Origin of the sequence: Pyxidicoccus fallax, assembly GCF_012933655.1 — a bacterium.
In the GTDB taxonomy this organism is placed as follows: domain Bacteria; phylum Myxococcota; class Myxococcia; order Myxococcales; family Myxococcaceae; genus Myxococcus; species Myxococcus fallax.
The window spans coordinates 1-19,195 of the sequence record NZ_JABBJJ010000074.1; the positions used below are offsets into that span (position 1 = coordinate 1).

General features: G+C 71.3%; 12 protein-coding genes and 1 riboswitch. Of the genes, 3 read left to right on the forward strand and 9 right to left on the reverse strand.

The annotated features are described in order from the left end of the window. Positions 1-212: 212 nt before the first annotated feature. Positions 213-3,605 carry an adventurous gliding motility lipoprotein CglD gene (cglD, locus tag HG543_RS17480; RefSeq protein ID WP_169345925.1) on the forward strand — a complete coding sequence of 1,131 codons (3,393 nt, stop codon included), beginning with the start codon at positions 213-215 and terminating at the stop codon, positions 3,603-3,605. A gap of 123 nt (positions 3,606-3,728) precedes the next feature. Here cglD and HG543_RS17485 read toward each other — a convergent pair whose 3' ends face one another. The 3 genes from HG543_RS17485 to HG543_RS17495 all read right to left on the reverse strand — a co-directional run bounded on the left by HG543_RS17485 (position 3,729) and on the right by HG543_RS17495 (position 6,930). Next, positions 3,729-5,495 carry a M14 family zinc carboxypeptidase gene (locus HG543_RS17485; RefSeq protein ID WP_169345926.1) on the reverse strand — a complete coding sequence of 589 codons (1,767 nt, stop codon included), beginning with the start codon at positions 5,493-5,495 and terminating at the stop codon, positions 3,729-3,731. A 31-nt stretch (positions 5,496-5,526) separates the two neighbouring features. Next, the gene (locus HG543_RS17490; RefSeq protein WP_169345927.1) at positions 5,527-6,462 is read right to left on the reverse strand and encodes an MBL fold metallo-hydrolase; all 936 of its coding nucleotides are present in this window, start codon (positions 6,460-6,462) and stop codon (positions 5,527-5,529) included. Between the two features lie 90 nt (positions 6,463-6,552). Continuing rightward, on the reverse strand, positions 6,553-6,930 hold the full coding sequence (locus HG543_RS17495) for a hypothetical protein (RefSeq protein ID WP_246357108.1): 378 nt from the start codon (positions 6,928-6,930) through the stop codon (positions 6,553-6,555). 848 nt (positions 6,931-7,778) lie between these two features. Here HG543_RS17495 and HG543_RS17500 point away from each other — a divergent pair. Next, a complete protein-coding gene (locus HG543_RS17500) occupies positions 7,779-9,239 on the forward strand; it encodes a sensor histidine kinase (RefSeq protein ID WP_169345928.1) in 1,461 nt (486 codons plus the stop codon). After that, positions 9,236-10,657, forward strand: a complete 1,422-nt coding sequence (locus HG543_RS17505) for a sigma-54-dependent transcriptional regulator (RefSeq protein ID WP_169345929.1) — start codon at positions 9,236-9,238, stop codon at positions 10,655-10,657. Before HG543_RS17500 ends, HG543_RS17505 begins: the two co-directional genes overlap by 4 nt. Before the next feature lie 123 nt (positions 10,658-10,780). Here the strand turns inward: HG543_RS17505 and HG543_RS17510 are convergent, their stop codons facing one another. From HG543_RS17510 to thrA, 6 genes are all read right to left on the reverse strand, one after another. Then, positions 10,781-11,614, reverse strand: coding sequence for a MetQ/NlpA family ABC transporter substrate-binding protein (locus HG543_RS17510; protein ID WP_169345930.1), 834 nt, complete (start codon positions 11,612-11,614; stop codon positions 10,781-10,783). Positions 11,615-11,639: 25 nt separating this feature from the next. Then, positions 11,640-12,299, reverse strand: a complete 660-nt coding sequence (locus HG543_RS17515; RefSeq protein ID WP_169345931.1) for an ABC transporter permease subunit — start codon at positions 12,297-12,299, stop codon at positions 11,640-11,642. Continuing rightward, positions 12,292-13,287, reverse strand: coding sequence for an ATP-binding cassette domain-containing protein (locus tag HG543_RS17520; protein ID WP_169345932.1), 996 nt, complete (start codon positions 13,285-13,287; stop codon positions 12,292-12,294). Before HG543_RS17520 ends, HG543_RS17515 begins: the two co-directional genes overlap by 8 nt. Positions 13,288-13,925: 638 nt before the next feature. After that, complete coding sequence (locus HG543_RS17525; RefSeq protein WP_169345933.1) at positions 13,926-15,083, reverse strand: trans-sulfuration enzyme family protein; 1,158 nt, start codon at positions 15,081-15,083, stop codon at positions 13,926-13,928. After that, the gene (locus HG543_RS17530; protein WP_169345934.1) at positions 14,995-16,122 is read right to left on the reverse strand and encodes a trans-sulfuration enzyme family protein; all 1,128 of its coding nucleotides are present in this window, start codon (positions 16,120-16,122) and stop codon (positions 14,995-14,997) included. Before HG543_RS17530 ends, HG543_RS17525 begins: the two co-directional genes overlap by 89 nt. A gap of 33 nt (positions 16,123-16,155) precedes the next feature. Further along, a complete protein-coding gene (thrA, locus tag HG543_RS17535; RefSeq protein WP_169345935.1) occupies positions 16,156-18,657 on the reverse strand; it encodes a bifunctional aspartate kinase/homoserine dehydrogenase I in 2,502 nt (833 codons plus the stop codon). A 319-nt stretch (positions 18,658-18,976) separates the two neighbouring features. After that, positions 18,977-19,099, reverse strand: a riboswitch (SAM-I-IV-variant riboswitch). Between the last annotated feature and the right edge of the window lie 96 nt (positions 19,100-19,195).

Sequence of the window (19,195 nt, forward strand, 5' to 3'; positions counted from 1 at the left end):
CCTCCCACCCCGCGAACCCCTTCACTCACAGTTCGGCCACAATCTGCTTCTGGGACTGCATGGGAAGCGACCAGGCGTTACCTCCTACCTGCCCTTTGGGGAATAGGCGCTCGGCAGAATGCAAAACCCCCTCTAAAATGGCCCCCTCAACTGGGAAGTCTGCACCGACCCATCCCCCCCGAACCGGGCCGGAGCCACTGGAGTCAGAGACGATGCGAACCCCTTTCAGGCGCTTCATCACCTGTACGTTGCTGGCGGCCACGTTGGTGGCTGGCTGCAGTGGCAGTGATGACCCCGACGCGAAGCCCTTCGTGGACGCCGGCATCATCGTAGAGGAGGTGCCGGACAGCGGCGGGCCCCCGCCGGATGGGGAAGAGGACGCGGGCATCGACCCCGACCCCGACCCCGACCCGGGTCCGGTGCCCACGAATCAGGACGACCCGAACAACCCGAACCTGGACTCGGACTGCGACGGACTCACGGACCGTGAGGAGTTCGTCAACATGTACGCCGGGGGCCTGAAGACGGACCCGAGCCGGCGCGACACGGACGGCGACGGCATCCGCGACGGCGTGGAGCTGGGCCGCACCACCACTCTCAACACCAACTGCATCTTCCGCGCGGACGGGGACCCGAGCACGCGCACCTCGCCGGTGAAGGCGGACACGGACGGTGACGGCATCCCGGACGGTCTGGAGGACACCAACCGCAACGGCGCGCGCGAGCAGGGCGAGACGGACCCGAACGCCATCGACTCGGACGGCGACGGGCTGAAGGACAACGAGGAGGACGTCAACCTCAACGGCACGGTGAGCCCGGGCGAGACGGACCCGCGCAAGCGCGACACCGACGGTGACGGGCTGCCGGACGGCCTGGAGAAGAACACGTCGGGCACGGACCCGCTCAAGCCGGACACCGACGGCGACACCTGCTCCGACGGCGACGAGGATCGCAACCGCAACGGCGCGCGGGACACCGGTGAGACGGACCCGAAGGTGGCCGACTGCGCGGCCTCCGTGCCGGACGCGGACTTCGATGGCATCACCGACGCGGTGGAGACCGCCACCGGCACCAACAAGGACAACGCGGACACGGACGGCGACGGCACGCCCGACGGCGTCGAGGACGAGAACCGCAACGGCCGCGTGGACTCGGGTGAGACGGACCCGCGCCTGACGGACACCGACTGCGACGGCCTGCAGGACGGCCCCGGCCGCGGCGGCTTCCTCGGCGAGGACCCCAACAACAACGGACGCGTGGACCCGGGCGAGACGGACCCCACCAACCCGGACACGGACGGCGACGGTCTGAAGGACGGCCTGGAGCGCGGCGTGGCCACGGCGGCGGCCCCCCGCGCCTGCGGCTACTCCGGTGACGTGCACACGCCCAGCACCTCCTCGCCGGTGAATGCCGACACGGACGGCGATGGCATCCAGGACGGCGCGGAGGACGCCAACCAGAACGGCCAGGTGGACCCGGGCGAGCTGGACCCGAACAACCCCAACGACGGCGCCACCAACACGCCCGCCGGCCAGGCGTGCCGGACGACCAACCTGCGCGCCGTCACCTTCAAGGACGACAACGGCGGCGACCTGCGGTTGGCCCTGCCCAGCACCTTCCGGAACGCCAACCTGGTGAACCTCACGGTGAACGGCAACTCGGTGGGCCTCATCGGCTGGGACGACACGAAGCAGGTGACGCTGATTGCGTACAAGCGGGGCCAGGTGGGCACGTCCACGGACCCCACGGCGGACGAGGCCGGCATCCGCACCGCGTCCTTCAACACCGCCACGCGCGACTACACGCAGACCTTCACCACCTGGGACGGCTTCGCGGCGCTGGCCGCGCGCTACTCCCTGCCGGGCACGACGGACCTGAAGGCCTTCACCAACGGCCTGGCCCGCTCGCTGGTGCCCAACAGCGCCGGCGCGCTGGCGGGGACGGCCGGCGCCGTCGGCCCGTTCAAGATGCAGGCCCAGTACGTGCACCGCGCCAACCAGAGCGTGGTGGTGGTGCTGGCCATCACCCCCGCGGCCAGCTACACGGAGACGGGCAGCCTCTTCACGATGGCGGACACGGCGGGTGGCACGGCGCTGGCGCAGTTCGGTGACACGGACGCGGTGCAGTGCGAGAAGTTCACCGTCGCGCGGCCCGCGGTGGACTTCCTCTTCGTGGTGGATGACAGCGGCTCCATGGCCACGTCGCAGCAGTCGCTGGCGAACGCCGCCACGGCGGTGACGCAGAAGCTGGCCAACGCGACGCTGGACTGGCGCCTGGGCATGGTGACGACGAGCTACAGCATCACCGGTGAGCCCAACTCGGGCCTGCTGCGCGGCTTCACGCGCAACGTGAACCAGTTCCGGGCGTGGCTGACGCAGAACAGCACCTGCGGCAGCAACGGCCAGTGCTCCAACGTCACCATCCCCACGGGCGGCGAGCCCACCACCTGCACGAGCAGGGCCCAGTGCTGGGTGAACATCGACGGCACCGGCACGGAGCGCTCGCTGGATTCGGCGCGCAAGGCCATCAACGACCTGGCGGCGACGGGCGGCACCCCGGAGACCCGCATCCGGCAGGGCGCCAAGGTGGTGGTCGTCATCCTGACGGACACGCGCGACCAGTCCTCCAACCCCGTGGCCACCTTCGCGCAGTACTTCCTGGACACGGGCACGATGGCGGGCTCGAGCGACAACCCGCTGAACCAGGCCATCCAGGTCCACGGCATCATCTGCCCGCCGGACGGGCCTCGCTGCTGGACGGACCCGAACAACTCGAACAGCTACGAGGAGAACGCCAACCCGCGGCACCTGGACATCATCCAGGCCACCGGCGGTGTGTACGGCAGCATCCGCGACGCGGCCTCCATCACCACCACCATCAACGCCATCGTCGACAGCGTCATCGCCTCGGTGGGCTACCGCACGCAGAAGCCGCCCATCGGCGCGTCGATGCGCGTGGCGGTGGCCGAGGTGACGGACACGGCGCTCTGCCGGACTCCGGGGGACCTGCCGCGCGGCCGGACGAACGGCTTCGACGTGGACGGCATCAGCGGGGCGGTGTCCTTCTACGGCGCCTGCCGCCCGAGGACGGCGACCACGGAGGCGGCGGTCTCCTACCGGTACTGGAACGACCGCACCACCAACCCCAACGGCGTGCCGCCTCCGTGCAGGGACGACCCGTACTACGACGCCAACGAGGCGGACTCCTGCCGCGGCAAGCTCGCCTGCAGCGCGACGACGAACCGGTGCGAGTGCCCGGCCGACTGCGGCGGCGGCGGCTCCCCGGGCCAGGTGTGCAACACGGACCCGGCGGTGTGCGACTTCACCTGCGCGGCGGACTGCGGCGGCACGTGCGGCACGTATGAGACGTGCAGCCAGGCGACGTGCAGCTGCTCGTGCGTGCAGACGGCCTCGTGCGCGGCGGGCTTCAAGTTCGACGCCAACGCGTGCGGCTGCGTCTGCGACACGGCGGCGCTCAACTGCCTCCCCGAGTACCAGCCGGATGCCAATGCCTGCGCGTGCGTGTGCAAGCCGGACTGCGGCGGCTGCGGCCCGCGCACGACGTGCAACCCGAACACCTGCGTGTGTGAGGCCGACATCGGCTGATGACGCGGGCCCCTCGGGCCTCCCGTCACACGGGAGGCCCGGCGGGGCGGACGCTGAATGAAGAAACGCCCCGGGGGCTCGCGCTCCCGGGGCGTTCGCATTTCAGGGGCCGCGAAGAGCGGGCTACTTCCCGGCCGCCGCCAGCCCCGCCGGAGCGGCCTGGGTGCGCAGCACGGGGTAGACGCGCAAGCGCACGTCCCGCGCGGGGTGTCGCTCGTAGAAGAAGCGCAGGCGGGCGCGCGGGTCCTTGGCGAAGGCGGCGTCCTTCAGCTTCGCCTCCCACTCGGCCTTCACGGTGGCGTCCTTCGCCAGCAGCTCGCGAGCGAAGGGCTCCAGCACGTAGTCCTCGATGTACTCCTTCTGCTCGAAGTGGGGATTGAAGAAGCCCCACGCCAGCAGCGAGTCCGGGCCGGTGGGCTCCAGCAGGTGGGCCACCATCTCCACGTGCGGTTGGGCCACCGGCACGTACAGCGTGCCCTCGGGCAGCGCGTGCGTGCCCTTCTCCCAGGCGCCCTTCACGGTGAGCGTCTGGTGGCCCTCCACGGACTGCGGGCCCCACTTCGCGTCGGTGGCGCGGAACTGCTCGGCCTCGGCGGCGGGCACGGCGCGGGTGAGCCGCTGGAAGGTGAGGCCGTGGGCGGTGAGCTTCTGAGACACCCGCGCGGCGTGCGCGGGCGGCACGAGGTAGCCCCCGGCGGGCAGCGTCGCGGTGAGGGCCGGGCGCACGTCCGCGAAGTAGGGCACGTTCCACACCTGCGGCTTCGACGGGTCGTAGCGAATCCACGGCTGGCCGGACACCTCGGACGTGGCGCGCTCGTAGGCGTAGCCGCGGAAGGCGAGGGGGCGGCTCTTCTCCGTGTTCTCCCAGGCGAGCACCACCTCGCGCACCTTGCCGGACGCGCCCTCCGCGTCCGCCGCCTTCACCGCCGCGCGCAGGGCCGCGCCGTCCCGGGCCACGAGGCGCAACAGGCTCGCCACCACGTTGCGCGTGGCCTTCACGCGCTGGGCATAGTCCTTCCACGAGTGCGTCTCCACCAGCACGCCGAAGCGGTGGCGGATGGCCCAGTACGCGTGGCTGAAGCGCGGCGGGGGCATGCCGTAGGCGAAGCCGGAGGTCGGGTCATCGTCCTTCAGGAAGGACGGGTAGAACTCCAGGGGCTGGTGGCCCTGGGACTCCAGCTCGGTGAAGAGCTCCTCGCGCAGCTTCACGCCCAGGGCGCGCAGGGCCTGCGGGCCGGTCTTCTGCGGCTCGAGGCCCACGGAGACGTCGGGCTCGAACTGGGCGCCGTCGGTGACGTGCAGGTCCGCGTAGACGAGCGGGTCCCACGCCTGGAGGTACTTCAGGAGCGCCACCATCTCCGGGGCGTCCGCCTTCGCGTAGTCGCGGTTGAGGTTGAGGTTCTGCCCGGTGGCGCGCCAGCCCATCTCCTCGGGGCCCACCTGGTTGGGGCGGTGGTTGGGGCCGAAGCGCTCGTGGCCGTCCACGTTGAAGACGGGCACGAAGACGGCGGTGACGCCCTTGAGCACGCCGGGCTGCGTGGTGCCGTTGAGCAGGTCCCGGAGCAGCCAGAAGCCGGCGTCCTTGCCGTCAATCTCGCCCGCGTGGATGCCGCCCTGGAAGAAGACGACGGGGCGGCCCTTCTTCACGGCGGCGGCGGGGGTGAGGGTGCCGTCGGCGCTGGCGACGAGCGCGAGCATGGGCCGGCCCTCGGGCGTGGTGCCGAACGTGTCGCAGCGCACCTTGCCGGGGAAGGACTTGGGGAAGGCGCGGCAGAGCGACTCCACCTCGGAGTAGCGGCCGGTGCGCTTCCAGCCGCTCTGTTCCGCGACGGTGGTGAGTGGGGGAGGGGCCTGCGTGAGTGTCAGGGCGAGGAGGGCGGGGAGGAGCATGGGCCTCCCACAGCACAGGCCCCGGTGGGTTTCAACCGTTGCGCACGGTGAGGGTGCCGCCCACGGGGAGGACGTGGACGCGCTCGCGCGGCCAGCCGCGGCGGGTCCACTCCGCGTCCAGTCGCTGGGGCGGCTCGTCGAGCGGCTCGTCGGTGAGCTTGAAGGTGCCCCAGTGCATGGCGAGGAAGCGCGTGGCGCCGAGGTCCTCGAAGGCCTGCACGGCCTCCTCGGGGTTCATGTGCTGCCGGCTCATGAACCAGGACGGGTCATACGCGCCGATGGGCAGCAGCGCGGCGTCGATGCCGGGAAAGCGCCGGCCGATCTCCTTGAAGCCGTCGAAGTAGGCGGTGTCGCCGGAGTGGAAGACGCGGGCGTTGGAGCCCTCGACGATGAAGCCGCCCCAGAGCATCTCGTTGACGTCGTTGAGGCCGCGGCGGCTCCAGTGCTGCGAGGGAACGAAGTGCACGGTGACGGGGCCCACCTTCGTGGACCGCCACCAGTCCAGCTCGGTGACGGGCAGGCGCGAGCCGCGGAACACGGGCGTGTGGCCGAGGCCGGTGACGATGGGCGCGCCGACGTCCTTGAGGGTGGGCAGGTCCAGGTGGTCGTAGTGGTTGTGGGAGACGAGGCTGGCGGTGATGGGGGGCAGCTTCTCCACGGGGACGCCCGGCGGGACGTTGCGGCGGATGACGACGCTGATGGTGTCGCGCAGCACGGGGTCGATGAGGAGGGACACGCCGTCGAGCTGGACGAGCCAGCTCGCGTGGCCGAGCCACGTCAGGCGGGCGCCTTCACCGGGAGCCGGAGGCGTGGCGAGCAGGGCGAGGTCCGGCTCCACGCGGGGGACGGGCGCGCGGTCCGGGGACTTGCGGCGGCGGCCGGCGAGCTTGTCCGCGACGGCCCACTTGAAGACGCGGTCGAACGGCTGCGGCCCGCTGCCGTCGAGGTTCTTGAACCGCAAGGCCATGTGACTGTTCCTCCGTCCCTACCGTGGGCCCGCGTGGGCGCCGGATGTGAGCCTGTCATGCTCGGGTGGAGGCGGGGGTGCAAGGGGGACTTACCGCCTGTCAGGCAGGCAGACCCATGGCCGGGTGGGGCGGGCCTTCTGGCAGCTGAAGCCTTCGGCGCAGGTATTGGGGCCGTTCGGGTCACAGGGCGGACGACAGGACCAGGTGTCGCAGATGAGCCCGGCAGGACACGAGGACGGGTCCTTGCGGCACGACTGGAGGCACACCATCCACACCGTGTCCGGATGGAGGGTCTCGGTGTACAGGGTGCACTTCTGATTGGCGGCGCAGGGGGTCTGCTGGCAGTTGGTGCCGTGGACCTTCGCGCAGGCCGAGGCTCCATCCCGGTACTGGATGCAGTGCTGACCCTCGGGGCACCCTGTCTTCTCGCAGGTCGGCAGGCACAGGGACTCGAGCTCCGTGTCCACGCAGAAGAATCCTTCGGGGCAAGGAGGGCTGCCCTCCGTGCTGCACCTTCGGGCGCAGAAGCCGTCCTTTCCGCCACAGGTGAGGCCGGGAGCACATGCATCATCGAGCTCCCTTCCAAGTTCGACGCAGGGCTCACCTTCCTCGCGGAGGCCGATCGCGGCGCAGATGCGCACCACGGGGCCATTGCCATAGGTCGGCAGCGGCAGACAGATCTGCCCATCCGGGCATTGCACATCGGTCAGGCACTGGCTGTCGGCGCAGTAGGTCGCCCCCGCTCTGTGGTCCGGGAGACATCCGAGAGGGAAGTCGCAGTCGGCGGCGCGTCTGCAGTCGCGATGATAGCTCTGCAGGCTCAGCCGCTCCTGGTCGCTGAGCACCGGTGCGACCCGTCGCCCCTTCATCATCTCTGGCGCGGGTGCTCTCAAGGGGAGCGTGCCACCCAGGAGCATCATCATGGGAAGCGGGAGCAGCATGGCGACAAGAGCGGCGACCGTAGTGCGCCAGTTCATCCGCCACACTCCCGGATGCACTCGTCAGTGTCTTCTCTGTCGTCGTCGCAGAACCGCTTGCGCTTTTCTGGAGTACAGCGTTTCGGAATGCTCTCCAGCGCATCCTTGTGCGCCGCCCGGTCGATGATTCCTCCCGGCCGGTGCATCTCGGGACACCCCATCAGGGCAAGACTCAACATACAGACCCACGTGGCCGGGCATCGCATCGGCGTCCCCCCGCGGAGCAAGCAGCCCGGCGAGCCTACCGGCTATACTCCCCGGCCCCCTTCGCCCCCCAGGGCACCCGGCCGACGCACAGTGAGCAGCCCGGGCCCTCCGTTCCCGATATAGAGAGCCTGATGCTCTCTCCCTCCGGCTCGACGACCCGCAAGCTGCTCCTGGCCTTCGGCGCGCTGGTGGCGCTGTTCACGGCCGCGTCCGGCTTCGCGCTCGCCCGGCTCACGGACATCCACGACGGCTCGCACGCGCTCCGCGAGGCCGGCGGACGCGTGCGGGACTCGCTGGAGCTGGCCACCGCCGTGAGGGACCAGTACGCGCACCTGGCGCACACCATCATCCTCGGCAACGACAGCCATGCGCGCTTCCACGACGAGGCCCGGGCCCGGGTGGAGACGCTCACCCGCCGGCTCCGCGAGCAGGCGCGCGACGCGCAGGAGCACACCTGGGTCGCGGACATCGAGCAGAACGGCGACGCGCTGGACCGGCTCTACCGCGAGACGCTCCTGCCCGCCGTCGTCGCGAAGGACCAGGCCGCCGTCACCGCCGCGCATGGCCGCGCGCTGGAGCTCGTCTCGCAAATCCAGGCCCGGGCGGACTCGCTGGCCGAGCGGTTCGATGCGTCCATCGGCTCCTTCGAGGAGCACGTGGGCGCGGTGGAGCACGCCAGCTTCCGGTGGGCGCTGCTCTTCCTCGGCGGAGCCACGCTGTTCGCGGTGGGCGTGGGCATCTACATCGGCAACTCCGTCGCGCGGCCGGTGGCGCGGCTCTCCGAGGGCGCGGCGCGGCTGGCCCGGGGCGACCTCAACACCCGAATCCCCGAGGGCGACCCGGGCGAGCTGGGCCAGCTCGCGGCGCAGTTCAACCGGATGACGGAGGCGCTCCGCGCGCACCAGGCGCAGCTCGTCCAGCACGAGAAGCTCGCGGGCATTGGCCGGCTGGCGGCGGGCGTGGCGCACGAAATCAACAACCCGCTCGGCGTCATCCTCGGGTATGTGCGCCTGCTCCAGCGCAAGGCGGAGGGCGCGCTCGCGGAGGACCTGAAGGTGGTGGAGGAGGAGGCGGTGCGCTGCCAGCAAATCGTCGAGGGCCTGCTGGACCTCTCCCGCCCGGGACGAGGCCCCGTGGAGCACGTGCCCCTGCGTGAGGTCTGTGAAGAAGTGGTGGCGCGGCTGCGCGAGTCCTCGCGGCTGGGCGACGTGGACGTGCGCGTGGAGGGAGACGCGTCCGCCTGGGCGTGGCCGCCGCGCCTGCGGCAGGTGTTGCTCAACCTCGTGAAGAACGCTGCGGAAGCCGCGGGGCAGGGGGGCCGGGTGGCGCTGCACATCGAGGCCGCGTCGGATGGTGGGGCGAGCGTGGCGGTGTCGGACTCGGGGCCCGGGGTGAAGCCGGAGGACCGGCCGCGCCTCTTCGAGCCCTTCTTCACCACGAAGCCCTCGGGGACGGGGTTGGGGCTGGCGGTGAGCCGGGCCATCGCGGAGGCGCACGGCGGACAGATTGATGCGGACACGGGCCCGCTGGGAGGCGCGCGCTTCACGCTGCGGCTGCCGCCCGCGTCGCCCGCGCAGGAGGCCATGGCATGAGCGCGCCACAGAAGCCGAGCGTCCTGGTGGTGGACGACAAGGAGAACATGCGCAAGCTGTTCTCGCGCATCCTCGGAGATGCCTACGCGGTGACGGAAGGCGCGGACGGGGCGCAGGCCCTGGCGCTGCTGGCGTCGCGCGAGTTCGACGTGGTGGTGACGGACATCCAGATGCCGGGGGCGGACGGCTTCGCGGTGCTGCGCGAGGTGAAGCGGCGCGCGCCGGACACGGAGGTGGTGCTCGTCACCGCGTACGCGAGCATCCCCAAGGCCGTGGAGGCCATCAAGGAGGGTGCCTACGACTACTTGTCCAAGCCGTTCGACCCGGACGAGGTGGCCCTCATCGTGGCGCGAGCGCTGGAGCAGCGGCGCCAGCGCAGGGCCGCGGCGGGATTGAAGGCACGGCTCGCGGAGGCGCCGGCCCCGCACGGACTGCTGGGCGCGAGCGCGGCCATGCGCGGGCTGCATGCGCTGCTGTCGCAGGTGGCCGCGAGGGATCTCACCGTGCTGCTCACGGGGGAGACGGGCACGGGCAAGGAGCTGGCCGCGCGCGCCGTGCATGCGGAGAGCCCGCGCAAGGCGAAGCCCTTCGTGGCGGTGAACTGCGGGGCGCTGCCGGCGGAGCTGGTGGAGAGTGAGCTGTTCGGCCACGCGAAGGGCGCCTTCACGGGGGCCACGGTGGCGAAGCCGGGCCTCTTCGAGGAGGCGCACGGCGGGACGCTCTTTCTGGACGAGATTGGCGACCTGCCGCTGCCGGTGCAGGTGAAGCTCAACCGCGCCCTTCAGGAGAAGGAGGTGCGGCGCGTGGGCACCACCACGCCGGTGAAGGTGGACGCGCGGGTGGTGGCAGCCACGCACCGGGACCTCGCGGCGGAGGTGGCGGCGGGCCGCTTCCGCGAGGACCTGTACTACCGGCTCAACGTGGTGACGGTGCGGCTGCCGGCGCTGCGAGAGCGGCGCGAGGACATCCCGCTCCTGGCGATGCACTTCCTCGCGCGCGCCGGACGGCCCGAGCTGGAGGGCTTCACGCCCGAGGCGCTGCGGGCGCTCTCGTCGTACGCGTGGCCCGGTAACGTGCGGCAACTGGAGAACGCGGTGGCGAGGGCCGCCGCGGTGACGCAGGGGGCACGCATTGGCGTGGACGACCTGCCGCCGGAGCTGGGCGTGTCTCGGACGGCGGAGGCCCCGGGAGCCCCGGCCGGGAGGGTTCCGGCCGAGGCGCTCGCGAAGCTGCCCTATCGCGAGGCGGTGGACAGCGCGCGGGACGCGGTGTCTCGCGAGTACCTCTCCGCGTTGATGCAGGAGTTCGGTGGCAACGTCACCCACGCGGCCGAGCGCGCCGGCATGGAGCGCGAGAGCCTGCACCGGTTGCTCAAGCGCTACGGGGTGCGCTCGGACGACTTCAAGCGTCCGGAGTGACTCAGCGAACGGTAGGCCCGGTGGCGCGACCGCTGCCCGCGGAATGGACGTTCCATTCCGGCGGATGCGTCGGGGCCGGCGGGCCCTCGTGGAATGGACGTTCCGTTCCGGGGGCGTCGTCCGTCAGAACGCCGGAACCACCGCGCCGCCGTAGGTGGACTCGATGAACTTCCGCACCTCGTCGGAGTGGAGCGCCTTCACCAGCGTCTGGATTTCGGGCCGGTTCTCGTCGCCCTTCTTCACGGCGAGCACGTTGGCGTACGGGTTGTCCTTCGGCGCCTCGCGGGCGAGGACGCTCGCCTCCAGCTTGAGGTTCTTCTGCGCCTCCAGGAAGTAGTTGCCGTTGATGACGGCGGCGGCCACGTCCTCCAGGGTGCGCGGCTGCTGCTCGGCATCAATCTCCCGCAGCTCCAGCTTGCGCGGGTTGCCCACCACGTCCTGCACCGTGGCGGTGGCGCTCGCGCCTTCCCGCAGCCGGATGAGCCCCTGGGCTTCCAAGAGCCGCAGTGCCCGAGCCGCGTTGCTCGGGTCGGCGGGCAGGGTGATTTGCGCACCCTCGGGCAGCTCCGCGAGCTGCTTGTACTTCGTGGAGTAGAGGGCCAGCGGCTCCAGGTGCACCGGGCCCACGCTGCTCAACGCCAGCTTCCGGTCCGCGGCGAAGCGCTCCATATACGGCACGTGCTGGAAGTAGTTGGCGTCGAGCTGCCCGTCCGACAGCGCGATGTTCGGCTGGACGTAGTCGGTGAACTCGACCACCTCGATGCGCACGCCCTCGCGCAGGGCCACGGGCGCGGCGGCGCGCAGGATTTCTCCGTGCGGCACGGGGTTGACGCCCACCTTCAGGGTGCGGACGCCAGGGGCATTTCCTCCTCCCGAAGAGGACTCGGACGACGGCTTGCAGCCAGCGGCCACCAGCACGGCGGCGGCGAGGAACAGGGACGCGAGAGAACGTTTCACGACGAGGGACTCCAGGAAGAAGAGGTCAGGAAGAGGTGCGCTCGAAGCGCGAGGCCAGCCCGTCACCGAGCCACTGGACGAGCTGCACCAGCACCAGCAGCACCACGAGACAGCCCAACATGACGTCGGTGCGGAAGCGCATGTAGCCGTACTTCACGGCCAGGTCGCCCAGCCCGCCGCCGCCCACCGCGCCCGCCATGGCGCTGTAGCCCAGCAGGCTGATGACCATCAGCGCCGTGCCTCGCACGAGTGACGGCAGCGCCTCGGGGATGAGCACCCCCAGGATGACGCGGCGACGCGTGGCGCCCATGGCGACGGCGGCCTCCACCAGCCCGGGGTCCACCTCGCGCAGGCCCTGCTCCACCACGCGGCCCATGAAGGGAATGGCCGCCACCACCAGCGGGACGATGGCCGCCGTGGTGCCGATGGTGGTGCCCACCAGCAGCCGCGTGAGCGGGACGATGGCCACCATCAGGATGATGAACGGCACCGAGCGGCCCACGTTGACGAGCGTCCCCAGCACGCGGTTCAGCGCCGGACGCTCCCACAGCCCGCCCTTGTCCGTGACGACCAGCAGCACGCCCAGCGGCAGTCCCGCCAACAGCACCAGCACCGCGGCCACGGACGTCATGTAGAGCGTTTCGACCGTGGCCACCCAGAGAGAGCGCAGCAGCTCGCTAGACACGGGGCACCTCCGGCGTCAGGCCCTGCTCGCGGAGGAAGCCCAGCGCTCCATCGACGGCTTCCGGCGGCCCCGTGAGCTCGAAGAGGAGCCGGCCCACGCGGGTCTCTCCCACGCGCTCCATGGAGCCTTCCAGCAGCCACGCGTCCACGCCGAAGCGACGGGCGAGGGTGGTGAGGATGGGCTGGGTGGAGTTCTCGCCCACCAGTGACAGCTCCACCCTCCGGCCGCCGGGCACCGCGATGCCAGCCACCGGAGCGGGGGTCGGGTAGCACAGCTCGTGCAGCCGGGTGCCGGGGCGGGCGATGAGGTCCACCGCCTTGCCCTGCTCCACCACGCGCCCCTGTTCCAGCACCGCCACCGAGTCGCAGATGGACTTCACCACCTCCATCTGGTGGGTGATGAGCAGGATGGTCAGCCCGAGCTTCTGGTTGATGTCCCGAAGCAGCCCGAGCACCGAGCGCGTCGTCTCCGGGTCCAGCGCGGAGGTGGCCTCGTCGGACAGCAGGATGCGCGGGCGGGGTGCCAGCGCCCGGGCGATGCCCACCCGCTGCTTCTGTCCGCCCGACAGCTGCGCCGGATACGCCCGTGCCTTGTCGGCCAGGCCCACGAGCGCCAGCAGTTCCTCCACGCGCTCCTGGATGCGCTCGCGCGGCCAGCCCGCCACCTCCAGCGGCCACGCGACGTTGCCGGCCACCGTGCGCGAGTTGAAGAGGTTGAAGTGCTGGAAGATCATCCCGATGCCCTGGCGGGCCTCGCGCAGCGCCGCGGGCGAGAGCGACAGCATGTCCTTGCCGTCCACCCGCACCTCGCCGCCGGTGGGGCGCTCCAGCAGGTTGACGCAGCGGATGAGCGTGGACTTGCCGGCGCCGCTCTGGCCGAGCACGCCGAAGATTTCTCCGTACTCCACCCGGAGCGACACATTCCGTAGGGCCGTCACCGCCTGCTCGCCTCGCCCGTACACCTTGCTGACTCCGCGCAGCTCAATCACGGCGCACCTCCCGGCGAGGCCAGGTCGCCACGGTCCGCACGCCCGTCGCGTACTGCTTGCTGAAGTCGCGAAGCCCTGTCACGGCGCACCTCCCGGCGATGCCAGCGCGTGACCGTCCGCCTGCCCCGCTCGTGCGCCGTGCTGATGCCGCGAAGCTCCATCACGGCGCACCTCCCGGCGGAGCCAGCGCGTCACTGCCTTCAAGGTGATGCCGGTGTGCCCATGACGGGCGAGGGGCGTGCCCGACGGTGGAACCACGGCCGGGCCTTCAGGGGCGTCATCGTGCGAAGGGCTGGCGGCGCTCTCTCCGGGACGCGGAGAACCCGGTTGCTGCGCCTCCTCCTGGGTGCTGCGGTACATCCGAAACTCCTGGGCGGCGGGCCGTCACGACATGTTGGAGGGCCCCATCCCGCGAGCAGGCGCGGGAGCGGGGAAAAACGAAACGGCCCGTTCCCAGAAGCGGGGCACGGGCCGAGGTACGCGGGTGCTCTGAGGGAAGCTCAGCTCGCGCGCACGGACGGACCCAGGGGGGCATGGCAACACATGCCTCCGCGACAGGTCCCGAACATGGCGACGAAAGTGAGCATCGAGCCCTGGAGGTAACGGAAGCTCCAGGGCCTGTCAACCCGATGTCCGGCTTACGCCGCCACTCGCAACGCCTGACCGAGCGCGCGCGAGAGGTCCTCCTGCAGGTCCTCCAGGTCCTCCAGCCCCACCGAGAAGCGGATGAGCCCATCGGTGATGCCACGGCGCTGCCGCTCGGCCGCCGGCACGGACGCGTGCGAGTGGCGGGCGGGCACGGTGACGATGCTCTCCACGGCCCCCAGCGAGACGCCGAGCAGCGGAAGCTGGAGCGCCTCCACGAAGGGCGCCGCCCACGCGTCCCTGCCAAGCCGGAACGACACCACCGCGCCGGTGCCCGGGTAGAAGACCTCCTGGACCTCGGGTCTGTCCGCGAGCCAGCGAGCGAGCCCCGCCGCCGTCCGCACCTGCCGCTCCATGCGGACCCCCAGCGTCTTGATGCCGCGCTGGAGGAGGAAGCAGTCCTGCGGGCCCAGCACCGCCCCCACGGCGTTCTGGAGGAAGTACACCTCCTGCGCCAGGGCGGGCGTCTTCACCGCCACCGTCCCCGCCACGACGTCGCTGTGCCCTCCGAGGTACTTCGTGGCCGAGTGCACCACGATGTCCGCGCCCTCGGTGAGCGGCCGTGACACCCACGGCGACAGGAACGTGTTGTCCACGATGAGCAGCGCGCCATGTGACTTCGCGATGATGGACATCGTCGTGATGTCCGTGCGCCTGAGGAACGGGTTGCTCACGCTCTCCACCAGCAGCGCGCGCGTGTTGGGCCGGACGGCCGCGCGCACGGCGTCCGGGTCGCTCGTGTCCACGAAGGTGGCCTTGAGGCCGAACCGGCTGAACACCCTCGTGAGCACCCGGTAGGTGCCGCCGTAACAGTCGTCGGTGACGACCAGGTGGTCCCCCGCGCTGAACAGCATCAGCACGGTGGAGATGGCGGCCATGCCGGAGCCGAAGGCGAAGGCGGCGTGTGCCTCGTCCAGCTCGGCGAGCACGCCCTCCAGGGCCTTGCGCGTGGGGTTGCCCGAGCGCGCGTAGTCGAACTCGCCGGGCCGCTCCAGGCCGGGCTGGTCGAACATGGACACCTGGTAGATGGGCACCGCCGCGGCGCCCGTCACGGGGTCGACTTCATGACCCGTGTGCAGCAAGCGCGTGGCGAGACGGGTTCGCACGGCGGGCTCCTTCGAGCGCCTGGGCCAGGTCGGCGATGATGTCATGACAGTCCTCGATTCCCACGGAGAGGCGAAGCAGTGTGTCGGAGATGCCCAGCTGTTCCCGGCGCGCGACGGGGATGTCGGCGTGGGTCTGGGTCGTCGGATAGGTGATGAGCGTCTCGACGCCGCCGAGCGACTCGGCGAAGAGGCACACCTGCACGGAGGCGAGCACCCCGGGCACCAGGGCCGCGTCGGTGACGGTGAAGGACAGCATGCCGCCCACGCCCGGGTAGAAGACCCGGTCCACGAGCGGGTGCGTGCCCAGCCACTCCGCCACCTGACGCGCGTTGGCCTGATGGCGCTCCATGCGCAGGGCCAGCGTCTTCAGCCCGCGAATCACGAGGTACGCGTCCTGCGGCCCGAGGATGGCGCCGATGCCGTTCTGCACGTACGCGAGCCGCTCGCCCAATTCCGCGTCCTTCACCACCAGCGCGCCCGCCACCACGTCGTTGTGCCCGGCGAGGTACTTCGTCGCGCTGTGCACGACGATGTCCGCGCCCAGCTCCAGCGGGCGCTGGAGCCACGGCGTGAGGAAGGTGTTGTCGACGATGAGCAGCGCCCCGGCCTCGTGGGCGATGCGGGCGATGGCCGCGAGGTCCGCCGTCTTCATCAGCGGGTTGGTGGGGGACTCCACCAGGATGGCCCGAGTGTTGGGGCGCAGCGCCGCCCGCACCGCCTCCGGGCGCGTGGTGTCCACGAAGGTACAGGGCACGTGGAGCAGGCGGTCCACCAGCCGGTACGTGCCGCCGTAGAGGTCCTCGGTGAGGAGGACGTGGTCCTCCGGCCCGAAGAGCTGGAAGGCACAGTGCAGCGCCGCCATGCCCGAGCTGAAGGCGAGGCCGCGGCTGCCACCCTCCAGCCGTGCCAGCGCGTCCTCGAGCGCGGAGCGGGTGGGGTTTCGCGTGCGTGAGTAGTCGTAGCCGGTGGACTGGCCGAGCGCGGGGTGCTGGAAGGTGGCGGACTGGTAGATGGGGACGGCGACCGCGCCGGTGGTGGGGTCCCGGCGCACGCCCGCGTGGACGAGGGCGGTGGCGAGTTTCATCGGAGGGGCTCCTGCATTCGGGAAGGGCATGGGTCAGCGGCCTCGCAGCGTCTGGGAGATGCGGAGGATGTCGGCCAGCACGCCCGAGGCCGTCACCGCGCCTCCGGCCCCCGCGCCGCGCACGGTGAGCGGGTAGTCGCTGTGCCGCGTGGTGGTGAAGGAGACGAAGGACTCGGAGCCGCGCAGGTCCGCCGCGGCGTGGCCCACCTCCACGGGCACGGGGCCCACGCGGATGACGGGCGTGCCGGTGCCCACCTTCGACGGGTCGATGCGCGCCAGGTAGCGCAGCACCGTGCCGGACTGGCGGCAGCGCGCCACTCGCTCGGCGTACGCCGCGTCCAGCGCCTTCAGTCCCTGGAGGAACGATTCCACCGAGGTGTCGGGCCGCGGCTCGGCGGGGACGAAGGGCTCCAGCGCCACGTCGGAGAGCGAGAGCGGCAGGCCCAGCTCCCTCGCGAGGATGAGCGCCTTGCGCGCGACGTCCGTGCCGCTCAGGTCCTCGCGCGGGTCGGGCTCGGTGTAGCCCCGCTCGCGGGCGGCGTGCACGGCGGCGGACAGCGGCACCCCGGCCGCCAGCTCGTTGCAGATGAAGCCCAGGCTGCCGGACAGCGACGCGGTGATGAGGCGCACCGTGTCGCCCGTGCGCACGAGGTTCGCCAGCGTGTCGATGACCGGCAGGCTGGAGGCCACCGTCGTCTCGTAGTGGTAGGCCACATGGTGGCGCCGCGCCTCGCCGAGCAGCGCCTCGCGGTCGTTCCAGGGCAGCGCCAGGGGCTTCTTGTTGGCCCCCACCACGTGGATGCCGCGCTGGAAGGCCGCCGTGTAGAGGGACTCGAGGCCGCTCGCGGCGGTGCAGTCCACGAGGATGGGCACCGGAAGCCGGCGCAGCTCGTCCAGGAGCGGCACCAGCGTGCGTTTCTCCGGGTCCACGGGCTCGACGCGGGCAAGGCGCTCCTCCAGTCCGTCCAGCGGCAGGCCGGCGGGGTCGAAGAGGGCGCGGCGGCTGTCGGCGAGGCCCACCACGCGCAGCGCGATGCCGTGCTTCTCCTTCAGCAGCGCCTGCTGCGAGCGCAGCTGCGCCAGCACCTGTCCCCCCACCGTGCCCCGGCCGAGAAGGAAGAGGCTCACCTGCTGGTGGGCGAGGTTGAAGGCCGCGTGCGTGGTGCGCACCGCGATGGCCGTGTCCGCCGCGTCCACGACGCAGGAGATGGAGCGCGAGCTGGCGCCCTGGGCACTGGCGCGCACGTTGACGCCCACCGCCCCCAGCGCGCTGAAGAAGCGCCCGGCCACGTTGACGCCGTGGCCCATGGCCTCGGCCACCAGCGTCAGCAGCGTCACCGGCTGGCGGATGGCCAGGGGCTCCACCTCGTTGCGGGTCTGCTCCTGGGACAGCTCGCGCTCCAGCGACGCCTGCGCGCGGGCCACGTCTGGCCGGGGCACGACGACGGCGATGGACTGGCCATTCGCGGACTGCGTGGACAGCCACACCGTGACTTGCGCCTCGCGCAGCGCGGCCAGCACGCGCTCTCCGAGCTGGAACTGGTCCGCCAGCTTGCGCACCTCGATGCCCAGCAGGGCGAGGTCCTCGCGGGTGGCGATGCACGTGGGCCGCTGGCCGTCGCGCGAGCCGATGGCGTCGATGAGCGTGCCCGGGTGGTCCGGGTGCATCGTGTTGCGGATGCGCAGGGAGATGCCGGACTCGATGAGCGGAATCATCGTGCGCGGGTGCAGCATCCGGACGCCCACGGCGGCCAGCTCCAGCCCCTCGGCGTGGGTGAGGTGCGCGACGGGGTACGCGTCGCTCACGATGTCCGGGTCGGCGGTGTGCAGCCCCAGCACGTCCGTCCACACCGTGACTTCCTTCGCGTCGATGCCCTGGGCCACCAGCGCCGCCGTGTAGTCGGAGCCGTTGCGCCCCAGCGTGGTGACGCGGCCGTCCGCCGTCGCGGCGATGAAGCCGGGGATGACGGGCACGGACGCCCGCCAGCCGCCCACCGCCGCCTGGAGCCGCTCGCGCGTGCGGGCCACGTCCACCCGCGCCGCGCCGAAGCGGTCATCCGTCACCAGCAGCTTCGTCGCGTCCTGGAAGGTGGCCGGCGTGCCCGCGGCCGTCAGCAGCTCCGCCAGGAGCGTGGCGGAGACGCGCTCGCCGAAGGAGAGCACCCGCTCCTTCGAGGGCGGAGAGCACTCGCGGGTGAGGGAGATGCCCTGGAGGAGCTGCTGCAGCGGCGCGAGCAGCGTGTCCACCCGGGCCGCCAGCGCGGCGGACTGCTCCGGGAGGAGCGCGGCGGCGTTCGTCTTGGCGAGGTGGGCGATGCGCGCCACCACCGTGAGCGCGGTGTCCAGCTCCCCCGCCGTGGCGAGCGCCGCCGCCTCGAGGAGCCAGTCGGTGGTGTCACCCATCGCGGAGACGACGACCGCGAGGGGCCCCTGCTTCGCGTGCCTGCCAATCAGCTCCACCACCTGACGGAGCCGCCGGGGAGAGCCCACGGAGGAACCGCCGAACTTCATCACCTGGAACGCAGTGCTGCTCATGTCGCAAAACCTCGGGAAGGCCCGCGCGGGCCCTGGAAGACAGTCAAAGGCAGACACGGGCCGCGCTCCGGACACACGAGGGCCGGACGCGGCGCACCGCGCGCCACGATGAAAGGAATTGAGAGGAGGGGAGGCGAAGCCCTGGCGGACGCGGACTAGCGGAGGCCGCCGGGCCGGCGCATTCGAGCGCGCCACACGCGCGGCGGACACATGCACGCGGCCAGGACGGGGCCGGACGTGACACGGTCAGCGGTGGCGGTCAGGGATGCGGAGCAGGTGGATGGAACCACGGAGGTCCTCTCTCACCGAAGCCTGGGGCTTCGGACGCTTGGATTGCCCGTGGAGGTAGTTCTCCCCGAGCCGCATCGTTTGGACACCTTGGAGGTCCGACTCCAGGTTGTCGGGCCACCGCCGCGAGGCGGGACCGCTCTGGATGCTGAAGCAGCAGATAGACGTGATGCCCGCGTCTGTCAATCCCTCTCATGTGGCGGGCGCGAAATAAAAACACCGGGCAGTGGGGGCCTTGGTTCACCCCCAC